Raw genomic sequence first — 24,085 nt, forward strand, 5'->3', positions numbered from 1 at the left:
TTGGTCATCTGATCTAAAATCTGGTTGACGAAAGTCATAAGCCAATCTCCGATTGTCTGGTGTCTGGAAACATCCATTTAATCGGTATTGGCTTATTTTTTCATCTCATTTTTTGTCCGAACCATTGATAATTACAACAATGAAATTGACCGCTTTCGTTATGCCGGCAGGCTCTGGCGCGAAGCCAGTTGGGAGCGATTAATGAAAGTTCTCGATGGCATGGTTTCAGCAGGGGTTGCGTGGAATCCGACATTGGATATTTATGAAGCGTCGCGCGATTTACAACGCGCACAAACCCAACCGGCATTTGCCGAATACCTGCATCCGGTTCTGGAAGACTATTTCAAGCCCAATCCGGCAAATCACGGTTCGTATTTCATCGGCTGGACTTCCGTAGATGAAAGCTTCTGGAAAGAAAATTATCGCCTCTGGATGCAGGCGCTCCTGGAATTTGAAAAACGCGGCGGGCTGATTGGCGCAGGCGAAGACGCCGGATTCATTTATCAAATGTATGGCTTCGGTTTGCTACGCGAACTCGAACTCCATCAGGAAGCCGGTTTTCATCCGCTCAAAGTCGTTCAACACGCCACCGGCAACAACGCGAAAATTCTCGGACAGGAAGACCATCTTGGTCGCGTGCGCGTTGGCTTTGCTGCCGATTTGATTGTCGTGAATGGCAACCCGCTGGAAAATTTCAAATTGCTTTACCCGATTGGTGTTGAAGAAATCCGCGATGGAAAAGTTGTCAAAACCGGCGGCGTCGAATGGACAATCAAGGATGGCGTGATTTTTCATGCGCCTCAGCTTGCCCGCGAGGTGCGCGAAATGGTTGCCAGAGCGCGCGCTGAAATGAAAAGTAAAGCCGCCGGAAAACCGTAAAAATCGGTCATTTTCCTATTAAAATTCAACCGGAGAAAACTATTGACTTTGACCTGAGAGCTTAAAGATAATGGCTGCGCTCAGTTTTGCTTAACTCATTTTTGTTGCCCCTTCGACAAATCCTCAGCACAACCCCGCCTGAATAGTCGAAATATATATCGCTAAAGGAACACCTATGGAGCAAATAAACAGAAGTTCCGGGCAAGAAAAATGCGCGACATCCTCACATTTGTTTAATGATTTAGGGACTCTCGAAAAACGTTCACTCAAATCGATAAAAATATCAGCAATTATCTTAACCTGCTGTGTCGGCGTTTTTTTAATGAAAACCACTGGCAGTGTCGCGGCACAAAACGCGTCGCATAGCGCGAAAACCTCTATCGGCGACCATCCGGTGATGGAAGAACATGTGCGCCAATCCGACATCGAAAATAAATCCATCAAGTTGAAAAAGCTGCTTGAAATCGGCGAATACATGTTTGTAGCGCCCTGGAATAAACTGGATGGACAGGGGCGACCGGCATCGACCGGCAACGGCGTACCGAACAAACGCGACATCAGCAACGACAAAGGCTTTCAACGGGTGTCCGGTCCCGACGCGACATCGTGCGCCGATTGTCATAATCAACCGTTCATCGGCGGCGCGGGCGGCTTTGTGGCGAATGTCTTCGTGCTTGCACAATTGCGCGACCCGGTGACCGATTCCGTGTCAGCGGAATTTTCCAATGAACGCAACACCCTCGGCATGAACGGGTCGGGCGCGATTGAAATGCTGGCGCGGGAGATGACTGCCGATTTGCAGAATATCCGCCAGGCGGCGCTCAACGAAGCGCGCAACACCGGCAAACAGATCGTTCGTCGTCTCGATACCAAAGGCGTCAACTTCGGACAGATTACCGCCAACCCTGATAATTCGGTCAATTATCTCGAAATCGAAGGCATCGACGAAGACCTCATCATTAAACCCTTTCATCAAAAAGGGGTGGTCAATTCGTTGCGCGTCTTTACCGTCAATGCCTTCAATCATCATCACGGCTTGCAGGCGGTCGAACGCTTCAGTCCCGGTCAAAGAGATTTTCACGGCAATATCATTGCCACCGAAGATTACGATGAAGATGGCGTCGCCAATGAATTGACCGTTGGTGACATCACCGCCGCAACCCTTTTTCAAGCGGCAATGAATATGCCCGGTCGCGTGCTGGCAGATGACCCGGCGCGGCGCGCTGCTGCTGCACGCGGCGAAGCGCGGTTTGCCGAAATCGGTTGCACGGATTGTCATAAACCGGCGCTGGTTTTGAATTCGCCGGTTTATACCGAACCCAACCCTTATAACCCGATTGGCAACTTACGGCTTCAGGATGTCTCTGTGGTGTGCAGCATCGACCTCACCAGAGACATCGACAAACCGCGACTCGAACGCGCGGAATCGGGCAGCGCAATCGTGCGCGCTTTTACGGATTTGAAACGTCACGTCATCTGTGACGATCAAGACCCGTTTTATTGCAATGAAAAAGTTGTGCAGGCTTATGTGCCGACCAATCAGTTTCTCACGCGTAAACTTTGGGATGTCGGCAACAGCGCGCCCTACGGGCATCGCGGCGATTTGACTACGATTACCGAATCGATTGTGCATCACGCAGGCGAAGCGCGTCCGCATCGTGAACGCTTCGTGGCGCTTCCCAAAGAGCAACAGGCGGAAATCGTCGAATTTCTCAAACAGCTACAGGTATTGCCGAACGGTTCACCACGCGAAGTCAGCGAATCACAACTGCAACAAATGTTAAGAAAGGCGAGAAAGGTGAAAGGTTCAGGCGATTAAAACGGCAAAGCAGATAAAGATTTCACGACCTCAATAAATTTTATCGGCTCAATCTACTTCAAGGCGCAAAGTTGAAAGGCTTTGCGCCTTGAAAATTTTCTTTCTAATTCCAAGCCTTTACCGGCACCTGCACCTGACAATTTTGCCCAACCGTCAGTAGAAGCGCATTCGCCATTACTTCAATTTTTATGAACTCTTTATAAAATATTTACAAAATCCTTATGCCAATCGGCTTACTATGGTTGCTTGGTCTTACCCCTTTACAACGGGTTTTGTAGAGTCAATATGCTTTCTGTAGGCCGCGAATTATACCTTGAGGGCAAGGTCATATTCTGTAGCGAATGCTTCTGGGATGGTAACGCTATCCTTCTTCAAACCGGACTTGCGCCAATCAACAACAGTTCAATCCGCATCTATGCCTATCGTTGTCCCGCGTGCGGCAGCTTTCACCTGAAAATCAAAGGGAAATTATTAAACTTCAGAAGCCGACAACAGCCGTTGGACGAAGCAGAAAGCAGTTCCGTTGAAGACCTGGATTCGGCAATAGACAATCATGGAAATACCGAAAAAAGACACTCGCGTTAAAGTGGTCGTGGCGACGACCGTGATGCTTTCATTCATCTCGTTCTGGCGCGCGGCAGCAATCGTACTCAATGATTTAGGCTCATCGGCATTTTATGTCGGCGGCATCTCGGAACAATTCATTGGCAAAGCTTCGCCCTGGTTCATTCTCGGCGTGATGTTGTTCAGTTACGCGGTGCGCGCTTTGTATATCGAATCGTCTTCGATGTTCACGCGCGGCGGCGTCTATCGCGTCGTCAAAGAAGCGATGGGCGGGACAATGGCTAAGTTGAGTGTCTCGGCACTGATTTTTGACTTCATTTTGACGGGGCCGATTTCCGGAGTCTCTGCCGGACAATATATTGTCGGTTTAGTTGCTCAGTCGATGACCTACTTCGGTTACCCCTGGACGCCGTCAACCGAAGACATCAACCTCTATGCCGCAGGCATCGCCATCTTGATTACTCTGTATTTCTGGTGGCGCAACATCAAAGGCATTCATGAATCGTCGGATGATGCGTTGAAAATTATGTACATCACAACCGTCATGGTGGTGATTATGATTGTCTGGAGCGTCATCACTTTAATTGCTCGCGGCGGGCAATTACCGCCGGCTCCTGTACCGGCTAATTTAAGCTTCGATGAAAACGGACTCGGCTGGTTACATGGCTGGAGTCAACTGAAAGAAGAAGGCGGGCGTTATGTTTTCCTTGAAAACATCTCCGGCGTGGTCGCGTTTATCGGGGTGATGATGGCGTTTGGTCATTCGGTGCTGGCAATGAGCGGCGAAGAAACGCTAGCGCAGGTCAACCGCGAACTTGAACATCCCAAACTGAAAAATCTGCAACGCGCCGGTTGGGTGATTTTTATTTATTCGCTGTTATTCACTTCGCTGGTTTCATTTTTTGCGGCAGCAATTATCCCGGATGATATTCGTCCGCAATTTTTGAACAACCTGATTTCGGGGCTGGCGGTCAATTTTGTAGGTCCCACGCCATTGAAACTTTTGTTTCAGGTGTTTGTTGTCATTGTCGGTTTCCTGATGCTCGCAGGCGCGGTCAATACTGCGATTATCGGCTCGAACGGCGTATTGAACCGCGTCTCCGAAGATGGCGTACTCACGGATTGGTTTCGCGCGCCGCAAAAAAAATATGGCACCACCTATCGCATCATCAATTTAATCGCCATCCTGCAAATCATTACGATTATCGGTTCGCGCGGCAACATTTTTATTCTCGGTGAAGCTTATGCCTTCGGGGTGATTTGGAGTTTCACCTTTAATGCCATCGCTTCGGTGGTGTTGCGTTTTCGCAGACCGGAAGGGCGCGAATGGCGTGTGCCTATCAATTTACGAATCGGCAAAACGGAAATTCCCTTTGGCCTGATTCTTATTGCCTTCGTGTTGCTTTCGATTGCCTTAGTGAATCTGGTGACCAAAGAAGTAGCGACGATTTCCGGTGTCGTTTTCACAGCGGTTTTTTTCATCCTTTTCACCATCTCGGAACGCTTGAATAGACAAAAACAAGATCGCACGATTGCGGCGCTTGACCAGTTTCAGTTGCAACAGAATGAAACCATCGACCAGCAGGTGATGGGCGTCAGACCCGGAAATGTGCTGGTCGCGGTGCGCGATTTCAACACTCTGGGTCATTTGGAAAAGGCGCTCGTCAGTGTCAATACGGATGAACAGGATATTGTGGTGATGACCACCAGACTCGTCGCTGGTCCCGATGGCGCAGCCAGCGAAATTTATGATGAAAACCTGTTTACCAGTTATGAACAAAAACTTTTTACGCGCGTCGTGGCGCTTGCCGAAAAACATGGCAAACCGGTGGATTTAGTCATTGCTCCGGCAACCAATATTTTTGATGCGGTTGCTCAGATGGCTTTGCAATTGGATTCGGCGGAAATCGTCGCAGGCCATTCAAATAAAATGACCCCGCAGGAACAGGCGCGACAACTCGGTCGCTCGTGGGAAGCCTTGGGCAGCAAACCGCGTCGTCAAGTCTGTTTTAGAATCGTCATTCCTGACAGTGAAGATAACATCGTTTATCTCGGTGCCCATGCGCCTGAATTTACCGAAAGCGATTTGGCTTTGATTCATAAGCTCTGGTTGCAGGTCAGCAGCATTCCAAGCCGCAAGCGCGTCCACCATCGCGATATTGTGCGTGTGGCGCTCGTCAGACTTGAACGCGATTTACGCGCACAAACCGATGTCATGCTCGATTTTTACAAGTTGGAAAGCGAAGGGGCAAAGGAAAAAAATGGCAAAGTGATGGCAACCGAAACCCCAAATGAGCGCGCCACGATTGAATAAGGCGTTGCCCTTCTCTAAACCAGAAATCAAAACCCCGGTACACGCGAGATGGCGGAGATGCCGGTAAACCGGACTTTTTCTTGATGTGAGTGTGCCAATTCTCTGCACGCCGATTTAGCCTCAAACGGCTCCACAATGCTTTGAACTTGACCGCCGTCTACACAAGGTATAGGCTGGATGGGTCTACAAAAGTGTAGAAGCCATCCGGTATAAGTGGTAGCCGAATGACTCCACAGCAGCCACTTGTGGAGTTTCCTAATGCTGACAACCTTCAACCATCCAAATGATAGGGGGCAGTTATTCGATTAATCTGTCCGGAATCATGATTCGCTACATTGCCATTAGACTTCACCTTTCATTATTAAACGGAATTTGAACCGGCTCAAATTTCAAGCAAAAGGCGGTAGGGAATATGATGACCAGCTTGGTAGATATTGAAGACGCCGAGGAGCGTCTGGCATCCGGCGAACAACCATACGCATTTCAAATCAGTGATAACACAACTATCCTTGGGCCTGCCTGTAGGTTCGGTGCCGATTACCTGCGCAACATACGCGAAGAAGGACGCTATGCCGAAAGCTTCGAGGAAGCCTCACAAATCACCAGCGCGAAAGGCGCAAGGATTACCGGCATCTGGTTTGTGAAACGGTAAATGGGTGTATCGCCGGAGGTATCCGATACCTCTTCGAGCAAGGCAACCAGACCGTCGAGTGCATAACCCTAAAAGCAGAATGTTTTGGGGAAAAGCAGACAGCATCAGCCAGGTTTGACCGATTGATTACACCGTATGCTTATACCAGAGGTGATTACACGAACAGCGCGGGGCGAACGCCGGTTGGATATATTTTCCAGCCTGCTGATTGAAAATATTATTTGTGTCAACGGTTTTATTGATGACCATCTCGCCAATCTGGTCATCGCGCAAATTCTGTTTCTGGAGGGCGAAGACCCCGACAGAGAAATTTCTCTGTATATCAATTCACCGGGAGGCTCGATGACTGCCGTTCTTGCAATTTACGATACCATGCAATACGTCCGACCCGACATTTGCACAATTTGCATCGGTCAAGCTGCAAGCAGCAGTGCATTGATAGTTGCCGCCGGAACACACGGGAAACGGTTTGCTTTAGCGAATGCGCGAATAGTGATTTCACAACCGGCACTCAGCAACATCAGCGGGCAGGCAACCGATATCGGAATTTATGCGGAAGAGATGTTGCGCTTGCGCTCGCTCATCAGCCACCTGCTGGCAACCCATACCCGTAAAAGTCGCGCAGGCATCGAACAAGACATCGAGCGGGATTTGATTTTAAACGCGCCTCGCGCGCTCGATTATGGGTTGATTGATGCCATCTATGTGTCGCGAGTCGCCTCGGCGGTTGAAACTGTGGTTCCCGTTTAAGGCTCAATCACATAGCTGAAAGGGTAAGCCCTGGAGTCAAGCCGGAAATTTAAGCGCAACGATAATGCGTCAATAGAACTTTGAATAGGTTGAAAAATTATGAGCAGTAAGACAAAAGCAATCACCACCCTGGATCAAAAATTGATGCACACCATGCTACAGGAAATTAATCACCATCAAAACCAAGGGTTACCGCCGATGCACAACGAGCACCTGAACCATCTATGTGAAGCGGAGGAAGTGTTGGAATACCTGCTTCATCTGAAATCTCAAGGATTAGTGAGCGGCAATCTGGTCAGACGAGGAGTCACCCAGACCCCTTATCGAATTGTCAATATCCGCCTGACCTATGTCGGAATGATGGCGCTTCGGGCAAAATCCGATTGATTGATGGAAAAGAGGTGAACAATGCAATGGACTAGCGCACTGGGAGTGATAACAGCAGCCTGTGGAATTCTTTTCTTAGGCTTGATGGTCTTGAGCGGTCGAAGGATGTGGCGGCGTTTGAGGAGCGGGAATGAACAGTCAGCCCAGGCACTTTTAAAATCGCCATTGCCGTCCGAATTTGAACCGCTTTTATTTCAACCGGTGCCTGATGGTGAGGAGCGACTGGCAACCCAGCCGGAACGTGAAAAGATCAACGCCAAAATAGAAAGGCTTGAAGCCACATCCGCCAACCGCAATATATCGGGATGTCCTTAACTCCAAGCTTTTTGTAAAGCGTCGAATGTTTTTTTTAGAATGGAGGTTTGACTGTTTTGATCATTAATAATGTGAATACCCTAAGTAGTGAAGAACCCCTCGTCGCGGTGGTGACGGAAATTCCGAATGATGCGGCAAAACTTAAAGTGGCGAAAAAAACCAAAAACCTTGCGCTCAACCAATTGCGTGAACCGCTGCCTCGTCAACGAGAAACCGGCGACCAGGTCAATGGCTTTATGCTCTGCGCCCTGGTCAGCCAATCATCAAAACGCCTGAAAGAACGCGCCGAACGGGTTGGCGTCTCCTTGCCGATGTCGATGATTACCAGAAGCATTTTAAACGCCTACCTGTTGGTGGCAAAGGATCACGACGGCCCGTTTGCCGATGCCAAACCGGACTTCCAGATGCTCAAAATGGTAGACGAAAAGGTGTTGCAGGAAGTGCTCGCGCGATACGCCAAGGAGCGCACAAAACCGGCTCAGGCGAGTCGGGTTGCGGATGAGAGACGAATGTAATCGCCCGCCGGTTCCAGCGGATTTTCGGGAGCCTGCGAACCGGCAGATTCAACGGCACGCTGCTGGCAATGCTGCCTGAATGGCTGCCATTGGGTCAGCTATAGGAGAACTATGAGAATGAAAATCGGTAATTCTATCGTGTATAAAGACCCGGTGATGTCCGGCATCTATGGTATTGGCGTGGTGATGTCGGTAACCGATGCCGAATATACGATTTTATGGGCACAGCGAGGCTCAAAAAAATATAAGCGTTCAATCCTTGACGAAAAACTGGATGATATTTTTCAGCGGGAAGATAGAGAACAGACGTTACCTCAAGAGCGATTATTGCAACTGGGCGCTTCAAAGGACGGCGTTTCATTTAATGAAAATTATGATCGCGACAAGGTGCAGTTGTTATGTGAAGAATTAATAAAGTCTGAAGCCTTGATTGCCAAAAAAGTCGCCAAGGGACTCAACAGCCAGTTATTTACCAAAAAGCTGACCTTGCGCACCGCGACGAAAACCGTCCTGTTGCAACTGGCGCAACTCTGTCGTTCCCATAAACTCAGTCTTTCGGATACTGCTCGACAAATCAGCCAGGAACTGTTTTTCGGATACATTTTGCAGGAGTCAGATTTCGATGAGCCTGAAAAAAGCGCGTCACTCAATTAGCGGTTCTACAACCCCAGGGTCAGGATTTACCAATAGATAATGTTCAGTTGCGATTCCAGGTCGGCATGTAAATCGAAAACCGCTTTGATGCGCATCGAATGCGCGTCATTAAAGCGCTTCATCTTATCATTCAGTTGTTCATTTGCAGCAACATAAACCGGCACGTTCTCTTCTGCCAGGGTGTCTTCAACCAGCAACATATAGGTGGCTCCTTCTTTTTTGCCAACCTGAAGCCACCGCATCACCAGGGGTTTAGTCGCATAGAGCATAGGTTTCCTTATAAATAGAGATTGGTGATTAACCCTTTGGTTTCAACTGTCGCTAAAGCGTTCTACAAATCCGGCTCGTACACCAACCCCCCTCGATCAATCACCGGGTTCCGCATCAAATACCGGACGGCTCAATTCCTTTGGTGGCTTGCGTCGGCGACGACCCTGCCAACCTTCACGCAGCAGTTTAAAAATGGTGCGGCGATTTTGGGCAATCAACCGCATCCAACTCCACTTTCCTTTTTGAGGAAAATAAATGCCCCGAAAACATAAACGGGCAAGCAGGATATTGATGCGGTGTCCGAGGGGTTGATGATTTAAGGCTTGCACGGCACCGGCAATCGCCTCAGGGCTATAAGAAGAAGCCCAGGCGTGTTCGAGTTCAGCCTGCGCCTCGGCAATCGTCATCTTCAAGGGCGTATGTGCCATCTGGTAAGGCGCAAAATCCAGCCAGTGAGTGGGCCGTGTCAGTCTGCCGGCAGTTTTTAAACGGGCATATAACGGCGTTGAGGGGAAGGGCGTGAGTTGTCCGAATACCGGCAGACCCGGCGGCCAACTGCGTATTTGTCGCAGCGTTCGATCCGCCACCCCCGGCGTATCATTATCCATTCCGAAGATGAATGAAGTGATGGCGTGAATATTACGTTGAGCAAGCCGTTCAAGCACCGCCTGATATTCGTTGGGTTTGTTGAAGCCCTTGTTGACATCAGCCAGGTTAATCGGGTCTACGGATTCCATGCCGATAAATATCCATTTGCCGCCCGACTGGGCAATCAGGTCAACCAATTCTTCGTCGCGTAACAGATTGGCGCTGATTTGCGCAACCCAGTACACCTGGGCGTTAGCGGCAATGATATCGCGCAGCAGGGATTTGGTCCGTTTGGGATTGATGGCGAAATTATCATCAATAAAAAACACGGCAATTTTGCCGCCTTCGTTTTGCGCGCGGGCTTTCAGGCGCAACAATTCATCGACGACGCTTTGATTTGAACGGAACCTGATGGAATCTCCGAAAAAACCTGTGACCGTGCAGAACTCGCAACCGTAAGGACAACCGCGCCCGGTTTCCATCGGAATCAGGCGAAAGCTTCCCCAACCGCTGGCAAATTTTTTCAGCCAGCGGGAAAACATTTTGGGAACCAGATTGAATTGCGCCAAGTCCATAGTTTCCCAGGGTATTGCCGGATAGGGTTGAAGACTGGGCTTTTGTTCTTTGCCCGTCGCATCCAAAGGCGCATAGATTTCTTTGAGTTGACCGCGCACGGCGTCAGCGACAATGAGCGGCCAGGTTTCATCGGCTTCCCCAAGTGCCACAGCGTCGGCGTGTCGCCGCCCGCCGCCCAGACCGAGCGCTTCATCCGGCATTTCGGTTACATGAGGTCCCCCCATTACAACAGGCACGCCGATTGCGCGAATGGCATCAGCCATGCGGTAGGCTTTGGCAATCATTCGCGTCATGGCTCCGATGCCGACCAGTCCGATGTTTTCCTCGCGCACGAATTTCGCAATATCCGCTTCATTCATCGGCTTGGCATTGCCATCAATCAACACCACTTCATGTTCGGGAGGCGTCAATGCCTGAAGCAGAAACATCCATAAATGCGGCATGAAGTTGCGCGAAATCCCATTATCGGGATTGAAAAGTAAAATTTTCATGAACTCCTTTCTTTACGTAAGGACAAGTTGTTGGAAACCTATGGTCAGTAGGAATCGAGAAACTTTTTGCTTCGATGAAAGCCGGCGGCTAATCGTCGCAACCGTTTGAGAGGTGATTAAGCTTGTAGAGAGATGATCCCGGCTAACGGGCAGACACTTACACCAGTCACTGTGGGCTTCAATCAGGCGTGTCTTGCTTATCTGTCTTCAGACTCAAAAACATCAAATTTTAAATATTATCGTTTAGTCAGACGTGAATGATGCCGATCACAATTTCACCCTATCATCCGCTGTGTAATAGTACAAACCTAATTCACCAGGGAGGTAAACTGAAATAGCTGTGGTTCATCGCTTGAATCGACAGAAATAAACGCGGGTCAGGGTAAATATTTACACTCAATTAACACTTTCATAACCTGGAATTCAAACCCGCCTGATAGACTTGCGCCTCGCTTGCAGCAGTGCAAATCGATTTCGGGAGAACGCCATTTGAAAACCTTGAAGGAATACGCGCTTGCCGCCTGGGCTGAGGCGCAGAGCAAATACCAGCAGGCTGAACTCAAAAAACGCAAACGCAGAGCGCAAAAGATTGAAAGCGCCCTTGAAAAACTCTTACCGAAAGCTGCGGCGTCCTATCAACTCGAACGGCGCTTGGAAGACAGCGAGTTCACCGTCGTGGTCATCGCCACCAGCACCGACGGCTCATTGAAATTTACGCTGAACGCCAAAGGCGAATTGGCGCTGATCGGCGACTGCCCGAACCATCAGCGCGCGGCGCTCAGTCCGCCGATTGAAAGCCTCGCGGATTTGGGCAGATTGATTGAACATTTTGAGCCTGACGAGGCACAGGATTGCGAACCGGTTTAATGATCCAAACGAACGCACCCAGTTGATCTTTTTTTTAGCATAAGTAGTACCTCCGCAAAGGGATTTCGCTGTTTCGACAACGAAAAGACCTCCTGCTTAAAAGGCGCAAGCTTATGAAGTTCACTTGCGCCTTTATTTTTTTCACCCAAAGATTCACAAAACCTTAACCTCATATTCACGCCTATTTCATATGGCTTTTGTATGATGCGGGTGTGAACATCGTTCATAGGGGAAGCCGCAGGGTCATTCAACTATCCTGTTGCCAAGTTGAGGGATGACGGTTTCGAGAGTTGTCAGCAATCGGGGGATTTCGCTCAAACCTCGAAACTGATGGTTAGAGCCGACACGCTTTGAATGATCCTGCGGTGGATATTTTTAGAGATTAAATTCATGAGCACACTAAACGGCAACGAATTGCATACCCTTCAGCAAACCGGTTTGCCTTCACCTACCACTCTGCCCTTCCACAAACAACTCCGCTCGCTTGGCAAACGCGCCCTTGACTATCTACCTGACCCGTTTCATTCCGCTCGCACTTTTTCCAAAAGCCCCTCGGAAAATCTTTTTGCGCCGGTGGTTGTCGCAACCGAAAAATATCTGCTCCTATCCGATATTCATAAACTGCCGCGTGAACAGTTGCTCTTTGAAACCGGCGAGTTTGCGGTCTTTCAAGCGCGTTCCTGGCAACTGCCGCACCTGCTCACGGAAATCGGCAGATTGCGGGAAATGGCTTTTCGCGCGGTTGGCGAAGGCACCGGCAATCGTTTGGATTTGGATAAGTATGACGCTTACTACGATCACCTTTTCGTCTGGCACAAAGATGAGGGGGCGTTGGTGGGCGCTTATCGCATCGGCAGAGTTGATGAAATCCTGAAGGTTTTCGGCAAAAAAGGACTTTATACACACACCCTGTTCAAACTCAAAAAAGCCTTTTTCAAAGCGACGGGTCCGATGCTTGAACTCGGACGGTCTTTTGTAAACCCCGATTATCAGAGAACCCCTTCTGCGCTTTTTCTGTTATGGAAAGGCATCGGTCAATTTATTTTGCGCCATCCGAAATACAAACTGCTGTTCGGGCCCGTCAGCATCAGCAACACCTACACGGAACTTTCGCGCCAGATGATGGTTGATTATTTAACCGCTTATGCGTTGCATCGCGAGTTCGCCGACCTGGTCAAGCCGCGCCAGCCATTCCGACCAACGGTGGCGAAAAACTGGGACGCCAAAATCACCACACGGATGATTTCCAGCGTCGATGAATTGTCGACATTTATTTCCACCATCGAAACCGATCACAAAGGGATTCCGACACTGCTCAAACATTACCTGAAACTTGAGGGAAAAATTCTCGGCTTCAACGTGGACGCGGCATTTTGCAACGCGCTTGACGGGTTGATTCTGGTAGACCTCAAAGCAACCAATGATCGCCTGCTGGAACGTTACCTTGGCGAAGGCTGGGTGAATCGGTTGAATGGATTGCCGCAATAAACCTTAGCCCTCGTAAAAAATTTAATTCAAGCCTGGGTATCTGTCATCACCTTTACATCCGCTAACCGACAATTGTCCCGTATGCGACCTCGAAAACCGACAGGGCAGGTAAAGACCGCTTGTCGCAACTTCGCAGGTTGCCTTCCACAGATTTACACGCTCGATAAAACCGGACGCGGGGCGCGTTTCAAGGTAAGCGGAAGGCGCGGCGAACAACAGACTTTCTGCAAGCGTTCGCGGTCGCGCATCATCTCTGCATCTTCGGCAAGCCATTTGCGCACTTCCGCAAAAATGCGCGCAGCATGGGCATCCGGCGGTTCGATAATTTTATAGTGCATCCATTTGCCTTCGCGTCGCGCTTCTACCAGTCCCGCATTTCGCAGGTATGCCAGATGCCGGGAAATTTTCGGCTGCCCTTCCCGTAAAACCTCCGTAAAAAAGCAGACACAAACTTCCCCATCTGCCATCAGACTCAATAAACGTAGCCGCGTCCGGTCGGCTAAGGCGCTGAATAATTTTTCAATCTCATATTCATTTTTTCCCATAGTGGAAATAATTTTACCACAAATCAACATATTTGCATTGACGAATATGTATTTTTTAAGTAGCATCAACACATTCGCCAAGGCGAATATGAGAATTTAAGAAAATCGTAAGGAGAAAATTGCATGTCAACCCCTGTCACGGTCACCGCTTTAAAAGCCCATTTGGCTTTAAACGTCAAAAACCTGCAAGCGAGTATTGCATTCTATAAAAAGCTGTTCGCTATTGAACCCGTTAAAGTGCGCACCGGTTACGCGAAATTCGATGTCCAAAATCCGCCGCTCAATTTCACTTTAAACGAAGTGCCTTTCAATGAACGCGGGGCGCTTTCGCATCTCGGCATTCAAGTCGCCTCAACCGAAGAGGTACTGGCAGTGCGCGAGCGGTGGATTAAAGAAGGTTTAGTTATCCGCGACGAAATGCAAACCGATTGTTGTTATGCGATTCAAGACAAAACCTGGGTGCACGACCCGGACGGCAACGAATGGGAAGTCTTCGTCGTGCTGGAAGACCACTTGCCGGAAAAAGCGAATTTCAGTCAGCAGGAAGCCGCCTGTTGCGCGCCCATAAAACCGGTGCAGCTTTCGCGTTAAATTAAATTTCAAAAGGAGTGTGTAAAATGGAAACCGCAGAACAAATCAAAGAGATGGTCAGAGAAAAATATGGCGCAATCGCTGAAAATGTCAAACCCAAATCCAGCGGTTGTTGTTCCGGCGAAGTCTATTTCGTCGGCGATTCTTACGCGCAGGTCGAGGGGTACGTTGCCGATGCCGATTTAGGCTTAGGGTGCGGCATTCCTACGGAAATCGCTCAACTTCGCGAAGGGCAAACGGTTTTGGATTTAGGCTCCGGCGCGGGCAACGATGTGTTTGTAGCGCGTCGCATCGTCGGCGAGTCCGGCAGAGTCATTGGCGTTGATATGACCGCAGCGATGATTGAACGGGCGCGCGCCAACGCTGAAAAACTGGGCTATGCCAATGTCGAATTCCGACTCGGCGAAATTGAAAACCTGCCGGTTGAAGCCCATACGGCAGACGTCGTCATCAGCAATTGCGTGTTGAATCTGGTGCCCGATAAAGCAAAGGCGTTTGCCGAAATTGCCCGTGTCTTAAAACCCGGCGGTCATTTCAGCATTTCCGATATTGTCCTTGAAGGCGAGTTGCCCGCTAAAGTTAAACACCTGGCGGAAGCCTATGCCGGTTGTGTCGCAGGGGCTTTGCAAAAGCCCGAATACCTCGAAATCGCCGAACGCAATTTTGTGGGGGTGCGCGTTGCCAAAGAAAAAGAGATTCACCTTCCCGATGAGATTTTACGGCAGATGCTGGACGAAGCGACCTTAAACGAATTGCAAACTTCGGGCAGCCGTTTGCTCAGCATCACGGTTTACGGCGAAAAGGCTACGGGGAATTAATTTTTCATTTTCAAAAAATCAATAGAGAGGATTCAGATTCACCTCTCTATTGATTCAGGCGACGATTTACAAAGATGAATAACCGGAAACGGGTTTTGATTTTATGCACCGGCAATTCGGCGCGCAGCCAGATGGCTGAAGGCTTGCTGCGTCACGATGGCGGTTCAAGGTTTGAAGTTCACAGCGCCGGCACACACCCTTCGACGGTTCGCCCCGAAGCCATCGAAGCGATGCGCGAAATCGGCATAGACATTTCCACGCATCGCTCAAAATCGGTTGATGAATTTGCCGGACAGGCTTTCGATGAGGTGATTACGGTTTGCGATAACGCCAGAGAAAATTGTCCTGTCTTTCCTGGCAAAACCCGGCGTATTCACTGGAGTTTCGATGACCCGGCAGCCGCCGTCGGTGATTTTGCAACGCGCCTCGCAGAGTTTCGCCGCGTGCGCGATGCAATCCGCGCCCACCTGCAAGCGTTCATCCAAAGCCCCAAGTAATGCGTGATGCGAGAAAATGCTTGGGGTGTTGGCATCAGGCATTGGCGTTTCATCAAGTGATTATCACGTATTACTTTTTTAAAGTTTTCGATTCAAATTCAGAGCGCGAATTGCCACCTGCAATTCCGCCTGAAACTTTCTGCTCTCTTCCAAAGCGGCGCGCTTTTCTTTATTGATTTCTTCCAATCGGCTCTCCTGTTCATTGGCTTTTGCCACATATCGCGCGATGAGTTGTTTGGTTTCCGGGGTGTCTTTCAAGGCTTTGATATTTTCCCGCAATCGCTCCTGATCCGTGGTTATCTCCTCATTTTCTCCCTCTACAGCGGCGATTCGTTGATTCAGGGCAACGATTTTTCCTTTAATCTCAAGAATTTTTTCAAGCGCGGTTTTGGTGTCGGCATCCAGATATTTGCGTGACACAAAAACCTCGATATTTTGTGGGGTAATTTCCGACACTGCGTAGCTATCCACCAAGGTTTGTCTCTCTGTAACAGCTAACTCCACGGTTTTGCGCGGTTCAACTTCAACGCGAAATCCGTAAAGCGTATTGGTTTTTGCGGCGGGCTTTGGGGTGTCATCGGAAAGCGTCCAACCGTCACGCGCAGGGTGTTGAATGTAAACCACACGCGGCTTGTCTGTCTGATTGGTTATCGCATAAATTTTTTTACTGGTTTGATAGTAATGCGCTTCAAATGCGCCATTGATGATGCGTACAAAAAATGTGGGTTCGCGGTCTGCTTTGGTTGTCGAGGTAACCAGCGTACCCAAATCAAGCGCGTATGAGATGAAACGAAATTCGCCGGGCTTTAAACGTTCCATCAAGGTTTCGCCCGCATAGGCATCGCCATCAATAATGGTGAGCGAGCCGCCTTCAAGCGTCAGTTGTGAAGTGTTTTTGAGGCGCAATCCGCTCAACGGTCGGTCTTTTCTGACGGTGTCGTTATAAATGGAAACGCGCTCGCCGGTCATTTGCGTTTGCAAAATCGGAATCAGCGCCGAGCGATTGCGTTGCACGGTGATCGGCTGGTCTACGCGGTATTCAAAAAGGTCACCAACTTCGTTGCCGGTTGCGGCGGTCTGCACGCCCGAATCTTTGCCGGTGATTAAATCGCTGATGCTGGTTTTCGGTTCGGCAGCAACGCCGGGTTCAAGCGCGGCGAGATTCAAAAAGTTTCTCGCATTCAATGGCAGAGATTCGATTTTCTTCTGATTAAATCTTCCGCCATCTACTGAGGCTCCTTCGGTTTGGATGCTTTTCGCTTGGCTTCCAATTGAACCGCTGCCGCCAATCCCCATGTTTGCTTCAGTTCCATCATCAGGATCATAGGTTTGCGGGGTGAGTTGCAAATCTTCCGGCAACGGCACAACCGGGCGATAGCGATAGAGAGGTTGTTGAATCGGTTGAATGAATGAAATCGGCGTACCTGACACCAACGACAAGGAAACGTCTGTCCAATCTTCATCGCTGACATTGTCAACAATTGCCCACCCCTGAAAGAAAGGTTTGCCGGTCTGGTCAACGACTATCCGGTAAGTGGTTTTCCATATCGGCGCAGCGACGGTGTAACTTACAATCATCTCACGCGCCCCCGCGCCATCCGAAGTCACGGTAATGGTCTTGGCATCACGCCGCCGCGCCGCTGCCGAAGCATCAGCAAATTCCTTAATATCGTGGCGCGCGCCTTCATCCAATAATTTCACTGAGCGTAAATCTTCAAGCATAAATCGGCTAATCTCCCCGCTTTCCGAAACCAGAACCAGCGAATGCGAAACCATCGGTGGTTTGTTTGCATCTATCTGCGCTTTGCGTTCTTCGACCGTAAGAATTGCCCCAATCGCCGTTTGGTTAGTTGATGAAGTGATTGCCACCCGCGCGCCTTGCAGTTGTTGCAACACCCCTGCAAGTCCGCCGGTTTCCGAAGCGTTATTGGTTCCGGCATCCATTGCAAAAGGAATTTCCGCAAGCCTTGCCGATGAAGGAGCAGAGGAGTTGTAACTGACCGCGCCAATACGCCCTTTGTTCAAATCCAACACCACCATGGATTTCAATACATCATCAACCTGCGATTGCTTGAATGGCAGATTGATTTCCGCATGACCGTTTACCTGTCCGCGTCGCTCAAAATAAGCTACGCCGTTGCTGTAGAGAATGACGCGGCGAATCGGTAAAGCAGGTTTTGCCGGCTGCGCGGTTGCCGCCGGTGGCGTTGTGGTGATTCGTTTGCTTTTGGTTTGCGCCGGAGCGAGAGAGACCAACAGAAGCAAAATGAGAAAGGTGGCGAGTGATTTCATAAACTGTCCTCCAAAAAGATAAATTTCATGAGTATGTTTGCAAGAGTCAAACAAAGCGCGACCTCGCGCACGGTCAAAAATCTCAGGCTATTTATAATGCTTTTTGCTCTTTGCAACTTGTGAGCAACACGGATTGTTTCAAGGGTGTTCATAGAAACGAACGCTCAGGCTAAGATGGATTTGCGAATTTATTTAATCCCGCCTTGCCTTAACAGCCCGGATAAACTTCTGTAACATTCTCGGTCAAACCCAAACAGGAGCAATTTTCACTAATGAATTTACCTAGCAATATCCGGGCAATTATCTTTCTGCTTGCTTTCGGTGTGGTGTTCACTCTAACAACCCAAGCACAAACAGATTCCCCGTCAACCGAACTGCCGCAAAGACAAACCGACTCGCATAAAGACCCGCAGGCGGATGATGTCGAAGTTCTCAAATTGCGCGTCAATCAACTTGAAAAACTGGTCGAACAACAACAACGGCTGATGTCTGCAATGGAAAAACGACTCGGTGAAGTCGAAGAAAAGAATGCGGCACTGACCAAGCCCGCAACAGCGCCTGCGGTTGAAACCAAATCAGTTGATGCGACAATAGCGACCGCTCCGAAAAGTGGAACTCCCTCAACCAACGAAAAAGCGACTGCACCCGCCCAAGAGAACAAGCCGCTCGCCGGATGGAATAAAGACCACGCATTTTTGCAAAGCGCCGATGGCAGTTTCACCACCAACATCATCGGTTTTGCGCAATTCGATTTTCGCGGTTATCAGGCGGGCGACCACCCGCCCGATACTTTTCTGGTGCGCCGCGCCAGGCTTGGCGTCGAAGGCAAACTGGCAAACTATTTCGACTATCGTGTGCAAGGCGATTTCGCGGACACCCGAAACACTTTGCTGCGCGATGCCTTCCTCACCATTCATAAAACCGATGAATTTCAATTGCGTTTCGGACAATTCAAAGAACCGTTCAGCCAGGAAGAGATGTCTTCGATTACCAATATCGATTTTGTCGAACGGTCGATGGCAGATAACCTGGCGCCGAGTCGCAGCCCCGGCGTGATGGCTTTTGGTCTCATCAACAAAGGCGTGTTTGAATATGCCATCGGCGCATTCAACGGCAAAGGGTTGCTCGCAAATAATAACAACAATACCCCGGAAGGCATTGTGCGTTTCAGATTTTCGCCATTAAAAAATAAACTCGGTTCGATGTTCAAAAACTTCGCCTTCGGCGGCGCCTATGCGCAAGGGCGCAACCAGGACGGGGTGAGCGTCACCGGACAGACGGAAAGCCGCAGTTTTATGTTCTTCGCACCGGAACCGGTCAACGGCAAAATCACCCGGGCAAACGGCGAATTTTCCTGGACCCTGCGACAGGCGCAGATTCGCGCTGAATACGATCAGGTCAATCAAGCGCGCGAGGGGTTGGGCTTGGGCGGTAGCGACCTGCCGGGCGTCGTTGCGAAAGCTTTTGTCGGACAATTTACCTATCTGCTCACCGGCGAAAACAAATCTGAAACCAACCCGGTCACGCCAAAACATGAGTTGTTCAGCAATGATGGCAGCGCGCGCGGATTTGGCGCGTGGGAATTGAAAGCGCGTTTCGCGCGCTTGCAGGTTGCCGACGCCACCGCGAAATCCAATCACGCCGCAAGCTTTTATTTCGGCGCAAACTGGTATATGAATCGTTTTCTGAAATACGTTATTGATTTCGGCATCGAACGTTTCAATGACCCGGTGCGTTCACCAAATCCCAAGGATAGAAATTACTTTGTCCATCTCAATCGTTTACAATTCACTTTTTAAAATGAGCGACTATATGACAGATAAAAAAGTTTTAGTTACCGGCGCGTCAAGCGGCATTGGACGCGCTACTGCGGAATTATTTTTACGAGCGGGGGCAACGGTCACGCTGGTCGGCAGGCGCGAGCAGGCGCTTGAAGCGGTGGTCAATGCGCTGAACATCGGCGAAGCTTTTGTCATCACCGCCGATTTAGCCAATGAAGCGCAAACAGAATCGTCTATTCAAGAAGCTCTGGAACTCATGGGCGGATTGGATGTGTTAGTGAATGCCGCCGGAATTTTAAAAAGCGGCAGCCTCGAAGCGACTTCGCTGGAACTCTGGGACGAAATGTTGAACATCAATGTGCGGTCGGTTTTTCATTTGATGAAACTCGCCGCGCCGCATCTTGAAAAAAATCGTGGCAACATCGTCAATGTTTCAAGCGTCACGGGCTTGCGTTCGTTTCCGAATGTATTGGCGTATTGCGTCAGCAAAGCCGCGGTTGATCAATTGACGCGCTGCGCGGCTCTCGAACTTGCGCCGAAAGGCATTCGCGTCAATGCGGTGAATCCCGGTGTGGTCGTCAGCGGATTGCATCGCACGGGCGGCATGAACGAAGAAGCTTATGCAAGGTTTTTGGAGCACAGCAAAACCACCCATCCGCTCGGTCGCGTCGGCACGCCGCAAGAGGTCGCCGAACTCATCTATTTTCTCGCATCCGATAGCGCCGCCTGGATAACCGGAGAAACCATCAGCATTGATGGCGGGCGGGCATTGACCTGTGCTAGGTGATGGATTCTGTACTTTCAAATGTAGAAGGAGAGTGGAATGAACAAAATTAAATTCTGCGTCGCGAGCCTTTTCGTTTTCAGCGCGATTGCCGCATTAACCGCTACAGTTTCGGCTTATCCGCCGTTTGTCGGCAAAGCGAAAAAATTCGGCGCGACCGATTGCCGCTTTTGTCACATTGACCCGATGGGCGGCCCGCCCTGGAACGCGCGCGGCAAATGGTTGATTGCCGAAAAGAAACGGCGCAATGCTGATGCGGTTGATGTCGAATGGCTCGCTGAATATAAACCCGGCAGCAAAACCTCAACCCCCGAAAAACCTGCGAACACCAGTAAAAATGCGGCTATCGAACAGGAGTTGTTGAAACTGGATCGGGAATGGCTCGACGCTTATGAAAAAAGCGACGTGGCACCCCTACAGCGCATAGAAGCTGACGATTTCAGCATCACTTATGCAGACGGCAAGGTGTTGACCAAAGCGCAGGATATTGAATTGGTGAAAAAAACTGAGCCTTCTACAGTGGGCAAACTGAGCACCGAAGAAATTCAGGTTCGCATTTATGGCAATACGGCAGTCATAACCGGCATCCTGGTTCAAAAGAAAATGGAAAGTGGAAATGAAGTGACCGTGCGCGAACGTTACCTGGATGTTTGGGCAAAGCGCAATGGTCGCTGGCAAGTGGTATCGACGGCGCTTACCGCAATCCCTCAACCGCGCCCCTTGCCGGAAAAGAAACCCCAGGAAAATCAGGCGAAAACCGGTGACAATAAATCGTCAATAGACCCGAAAATTTATGATGCTTATGTCGGCGATTACGAGACGCCGATTTTACTGCTGCATATTATCAAGGTTGGCGACCGGCTTTATGGCGAACCCGAAGGCGATACGCGGGAAGAGTTGCTTCCCGAAACCGAGACCCGTTTCAAAGTCACCAACGTCAACGCCGTAGTCACGTTTTTGAAAGACACCGACGGCAAAATCACCGGCATTGAAGTTGTGTTGAACGGCGAAAAGATTCAAGGCAAAAAAGTGAAATAAAAGAAAGGCAAAAGGCAAAAATTAAAGAATCGTGGCTAATCAGAGTTTCCGGTAGAACGAAACTCACTGGTGGCGTTTGTAACGCGCTACAAACAATTTAAAAAGCCAAAGGCAAAAATGAAATTGCAATCGCGCTTTCATTTTTGCCTTTTGACTTTTGCTTTTCCGCTTTTACTTCTCTGCCAGATTGCCGCTTCCTAAAAACTTGAGCACAGCGGCGTTGAATTCAGCGGCTTTTTCCATCTGCGGAACGTGTCCGCATTTTTCGAGGATGAAGAGTTGCGAGCCTTTAATGTCTTTGTTGAAACGTTCGCCCATCGCCAGCGGCGTCAGCATATCTTCGCGTCCCCAGACCAGCAATGTCGGTTGTTTGATTTTATCGAGTTTGCCGTCGAGCACATCTTCACCGCGCAAAATCGATTCGATAAACATCTGCACCGTGTACCCATCGCCTACTTGCATTTTGCGGGTGTAGAGCAAATCAACCGCTGCATCATTGGCGAAGCGTTGCTTATCGTAAAACACCAGAGACATGACCTGTTTGACGCCTTCGCGGGTCGAAGGATTCAAAACATTAAACGTGCGCGGGTCAATGTCTTTCGGCGCAGCATAACCGGCAGCGTCAACCAGCACGAGTTTGTCAACTTTGTCCGGGTAAGCCAAAGCGAACGCTGCTGCGGTAAAACCGCCAAGCGAATTGCCGACTAAACTGGCGCGTTCAACTTTCAACTCTTTCATCAGACCGTTCAAAAAATCAACCAGCGTGCCGACGCGATAATTGATAAACGGTTTATCGGATTTGCCGAAACCAATCTGGTCAGGCGCAATGACGCGATACTTTTGCGCCAGCGCCGCGATATTCATTTGCCAGCTTGAGGAATCCACCCCCAATCCGTGTAACAAAATCACCGCAGGTCCGTTGCCGGCTTCCTGATAGCGAATCTTTACGCCATACACGGTTGCGGTTTTATCTTGAATTGCCGCTTGCGTGGCAGTAGCTGAAGTTTGCGCCGACGCCGCCGATACAAAAGTGAAAATAAAAGCCAGCGTCATCATCGTGATGACGCGGTTTGCGAGTGAGCGAATCATCAAATTTTTCATCAACCTCTACCTCTTAAAATTAGAACCAAACTTTTTCGACAGCTAAATTTGCTTTATCGGCGGGCCATTCATCAGAGTTATAAAATCTGGCATCAATATCGAGCAGCGAGTAGTAGGGAATATCGCCGATATTGAGTTTCGCATCTTTGAAATGAACCAGTGAACCGCAAGCGATGACTTCCGCGCCCGCTTCGCGCACGAAATTGACAAAGCGCGTCATCACACTGCCTGAGCGCACCATATCATCAACGATAATGCATTTCGTGCCTTTCACATCCATATACTGGCGGAAATAGAAATTGCGTTTGTCGTCCTTTTCAGCCCAGAAAATCTGGTCGGCATCGAGGGCTTCGCGGATGCCGAAAGCTACAGGAATGCCACCCGATGAAGGCGCAACGATAGCGCAATTCGGAAGCGCGGCTAAGACTTCCGGCTCTTTTCTGAATTTACGCGACAGCGCGACATTCAACACGCGGGCGTCACCGTGATAACGCATCGCCATCGGCATTTGAAAATAATATTGCGATTGTTTGCCGTCCGGGTATGCAAACCGCCCTTCGCGCAGCGCCCCGGCTTTACGTAAAAAATTCATGACATCTTCTTGTGAGGGTATGAGTTGAACTTTAGGAACTAACATGATGGTCTCCTTGTTGGTCGAGAGTCAGAACTGAGATTTTCAATTAAATTTCAGCTTAGTGGGTCGATTATATGAAGGCAACTCCCAAAAGGCAAAGTGAGAACCGGCAAGTGATGGCATCCAGCGAATTCAGGGCACAGCGAAATTTTCCACAAAGTTTTGCGTGAAAGCCCGCATGGCGATTTAGCTTCTCAAATTAACTTCATTGAATTGGCTTGTAAAAGCGCGGTATCCGATTTGCAGAGGGTTATTTTTAGCTGTGGAGAACGAAGTGGTATCAATAAGGTCATGCACAGATAATTCACTTTACGCTTCTTCTCCACAGCAATATGATGTTTCTTCTGAAATTTAATGAGGAAGGACGACAAGTTGTGCGAATAGAAAATATTCTGGTTCCAACCGATTTCAGTGAAAATGCTCAAGTGGCTTTTACCACGGCGTTTAATCTTGCGAAACAACTCGAAGCCAAACTTTTTGTGCTGCATGTCCAGGACGAAAGCACCTTGCGAATTGCCTTGAAAGAAGGCTTGGTCGAAGCCGCATCGAGCGATGAAGAACTGCAAACCAAAATTCATCAATTAATCGAAATGCGGTTTTCGAGTATGCTCGCCGGATGCGATGAAACCGACGTGCCGATTGAGTATCTGCACCGGCACGGCGACCCGAAAAGTGAAATCGTCGAATATGCCGGAGAAATTCGTGCCGATATGATTGTCATCGGCATGCGCGGCGTTTCTGCGGTAACCGAATTGATCCGCACCTTGCTCGGTTCCGTAACCGAAAGTGTACTTAGAAAATCGCCTTGCCCGACCCTGGTGGTTCGCTTAGACCACGAAGCATAATGGCTTCCCCTCTATTTTTAAACTCAGTTT

Annotated in this window: 24 protein-coding genes; 18 read left to right on the forward strand and 6 right to left on the reverse strand. The window is 49.4% G+C overall.

Annotation, left to right across the window (positions count from 1 at the left end; genetic code table 11):
- The first annotated feature begins 87 nt into the window (after positions 1–87).
- The 9 genes from AB1757_30195 to AB1757_30235 all read left to right on the forward strand — a co-directional run bounded on the left by AB1757_30195 (position 88) and on the right by AB1757_30235 (position 8,849).
- Positions 88–879, forward strand: a complete 792-nt coding sequence (locus AB1757_30195; GenBank protein ID MEW6131338.1) for an amidohydrolase family protein — start codon at positions 88–90, stop codon at positions 877–879.
- Positions 880–1,201: 322 nt separating this feature from the next.
- A complete protein-coding gene (locus AB1757_30200; protein MEW6131339.1) occupies positions 1,202–2,698 on the forward strand; it encodes a di-heme oxidoredictase family protein in 1,497 nt (498 codons plus the stop codon).
- A 285-nt stretch (positions 2,699–2,983) separates the two neighbouring features.
- Entirely contained in the window at positions 2,984–3,283 is a 300-nt protein-coding gene (locus AB1757_30205) for a hypothetical protein (protein MEW6131340.1), read from the forward strand.
- Complete coding sequence (locus AB1757_30210) at positions 3,252–5,576, forward strand: APC family permease (protein ID MEW6131341.1); 2,325 nt, start codon at positions 3,252–3,254, stop codon at positions 5,574–5,576. The genes AB1757_30205 and AB1757_30210 overlap by 32 nt, the downstream gene beginning before the upstream one ends.
- 412 nt (positions 5,577–5,988) lie before the next feature.
- Positions 5,989–6,228, forward strand: coding sequence for a hypothetical protein (locus tag AB1757_30215; GenBank protein MEW6131342.1), 240 nt, complete (start codon positions 5,989–5,991; stop codon positions 6,226–6,228).
- A gap of 135 nt (positions 6,229–6,363) precedes the next feature.
- On the forward strand, positions 6,364–6,978 hold the full coding sequence (locus AB1757_30220) for an ATP-dependent Clp protease proteolytic subunit (GenBank protein ID MEW6131343.1): 615 nt from the start codon (positions 6,364–6,366) through the stop codon (positions 6,976–6,978).
- A 99-nt stretch (positions 6,979–7,077) separates the two neighbouring features.
- Complete coding sequence (locus AB1757_30225; protein MEW6131344.1) at positions 7,078–7,365, forward strand: hypothetical protein; 288 nt, start codon at positions 7,078–7,080, stop codon at positions 7,363–7,365.
- A 371-nt stretch (positions 7,366–7,736) separates the two neighbouring features.
- Positions 7,737–8,195 (forward strand): hypothetical protein, encoded by a 459-nt coding sequence (locus tag AB1757_30230; protein MEW6131345.1) that lies wholly within the window; start codon positions 7,737–7,739, stop codon positions 8,193–8,195.
- Positions 8,196–8,312: 117 nt separating this feature from the next.
- Positions 8,313–8,849, forward strand: a complete 537-nt coding sequence (locus AB1757_30235; protein MEW6131346.1) for a hypothetical protein — start codon at positions 8,313–8,315, stop codon at positions 8,847–8,849.
- 26 nt (positions 8,850–8,875) lie between these two features.
- Here AB1757_30235 and AB1757_30240 read toward each other — a convergent pair whose 3' ends face one another.
- Complete coding sequence (locus AB1757_30240; protein MEW6131347.1) at positions 8,876–9,118, reverse strand: hypothetical protein; 243 nt, start codon at positions 9,116–9,118, stop codon at positions 8,876–8,878.
- 96 nt (positions 9,119–9,214) lie between these two features.
- Positions 9,215–10,774 carry a radical SAM protein gene (locus tag AB1757_30245; protein MEW6131348.1) on the reverse strand — a complete coding sequence of 520 codons (1,560 nt, stop codon included), beginning with the start codon at positions 10,772–10,774 and terminating at the stop codon, positions 9,215–9,217.
- Between the two features lie 489 nt (positions 10,775–11,263).
- On the opposite strand from AB1757_30245, the gene AB1757_30250 reads away from it, so the two are divergent.
- Together AB1757_30250 and AB1757_30255 are read left to right on the forward strand one after the other, a co-directional pair.
- Entirely contained in the window at positions 11,264–11,641 is a 378-nt protein-coding gene (locus AB1757_30250; protein ID MEW6131349.1) for a hypothetical protein, read from the forward strand.
- A 390-nt stretch (positions 11,642–12,031) separates the two neighbouring features.
- Entirely contained in the window at positions 12,032–13,129 is a 1,098-nt protein-coding gene (locus tag AB1757_30255) for a GNAT family N-acyltransferase (GenBank protein ID MEW6131350.1), read from the forward strand.
- A gap of 152 nt (positions 13,130–13,281) precedes the next feature.
- On the opposite strand, the gene AB1757_30260 is transcribed toward AB1757_30255, so the two are convergent.
- Complete coding sequence (locus tag AB1757_30260) at positions 13,282–13,740, reverse strand: metalloregulator ArsR/SmtB family transcription factor (GenBank protein MEW6131351.1); 459 nt, start codon at positions 13,738–13,740, stop codon at positions 13,282–13,284.
- Positions 13,741–13,797: 57 nt separating this feature from the next.
- Here AB1757_30260 and AB1757_30265 point away from each other — a divergent pair, with 57 nt between their 5' ends.
- The 3 genes from AB1757_30265 to AB1757_30275 all read left to right on the forward strand — a co-directional run bounded on the left by AB1757_30265 (position 13,798) and on the right by AB1757_30275 (position 15,580).
- A complete protein-coding gene (locus AB1757_30265; protein ID MEW6131352.1) occupies positions 13,798–14,265 on the forward strand; it encodes an ArsI/CadI family heavy metal resistance metalloenzyme in 468 nt (155 codons plus the stop codon).
- Between the two features lie 26 nt (positions 14,266–14,291).
- Positions 14,292–15,083, forward strand: a complete 792-nt coding sequence (locus AB1757_30270) for an arsenite methyltransferase (protein ID MEW6131353.1) — start codon at positions 14,292–14,294, stop codon at positions 15,081–15,083.
- Between the two features lie 74 nt (positions 15,084–15,157).
- Complete coding sequence (locus AB1757_30275; protein ID MEW6131354.1) at positions 15,158–15,580, forward strand: arsenate reductase ArsC; 423 nt, start codon at positions 15,158–15,160, stop codon at positions 15,578–15,580.
- Between the two features lie 78 nt (positions 15,581–15,658).
- On the opposite strand, the gene AB1757_30280 is transcribed toward AB1757_30275, so the two are convergent.
- Positions 15,659–17,872 (reverse strand): hypothetical protein, encoded by a 2,214-nt coding sequence (locus AB1757_30280; GenBank protein MEW6131355.1) that lies wholly within the window; start codon positions 17,870–17,872, stop codon positions 15,659–15,661.
- 272 nt (positions 17,873–18,144) lie between these two features.
- Here AB1757_30280 and AB1757_30285 point away from each other — a divergent pair, with 272 nt between their 5' ends.
- Genes AB1757_30285 through AB1757_30295 form a run of 3 tightly spaced genes read left to right on the forward strand, consistent with a single transcriptional unit; the run spans position 18,145 to position 21,475 of the window.
- Positions 18,145–19,671, forward strand: coding sequence for a porin (locus tag AB1757_30285; GenBank protein ID MEW6131356.1), 1,527 nt, complete (start codon positions 18,145–18,147; stop codon positions 19,669–19,671).
- Between the two features lie 13 nt (positions 19,672–19,684).
- Complete coding sequence (locus AB1757_30290; protein MEW6131357.1) at positions 19,685–20,440, forward strand: glucose 1-dehydrogenase; 756 nt, start codon at positions 19,685–19,687, stop codon at positions 20,438–20,440.
- A 36-nt stretch (positions 20,441–20,476) separates the two neighbouring features.
- Entirely contained in the window at positions 20,477–21,475 is a 999-nt protein-coding gene (locus tag AB1757_30295) for a DUF4440 domain-containing protein (GenBank protein ID MEW6131358.1), read from the forward strand.
- Between the two features lie 171 nt (positions 21,476–21,646).
- Here AB1757_30295 and AB1757_30300 read toward each other — a convergent pair whose 3' ends face one another.
- Together AB1757_30300 and AB1757_30305 are read right to left on the reverse strand one after the other, a co-directional pair.
- The gene (locus AB1757_30300; GenBank protein ID MEW6131359.1) at positions 21,647–22,576 is read right to left on the reverse strand and encodes an alpha/beta hydrolase; all 930 of its coding nucleotides are present in this window, start codon (positions 22,574–22,576) and stop codon (positions 21,647–21,649) included.
- A 19-nt stretch (positions 22,577–22,595) separates the two neighbouring features.
- Positions 22,596–23,213, reverse strand: a complete 618-nt coding sequence (locus AB1757_30305; protein MEW6131360.1) for a phosphoribosyltransferase family protein — start codon at positions 23,211–23,213, stop codon at positions 22,596–22,598.
- Between the two features lie 371 nt (positions 23,214–23,584).
- On the opposite strand from AB1757_30305, the gene AB1757_30310 reads away from it, so the two are divergent.
- Positions 23,585–24,055 (forward strand): universal stress protein, encoded by a 471-nt coding sequence (locus AB1757_30310; GenBank protein ID MEW6131361.1) that lies wholly within the window; start codon positions 23,585–23,587, stop codon positions 24,053–24,055.
- Positions 24,056–24,085: the final 30 nt, after the last annotated feature.

The sequence above is a fragment of the Acidobacteriota bacterium genome (assembly GCA_040754075.1).
Classification (GTDB): Bacteria; Acidobacteriota; Blastocatellia; order UBA7656; family UBA7656; genus JBFMDH01.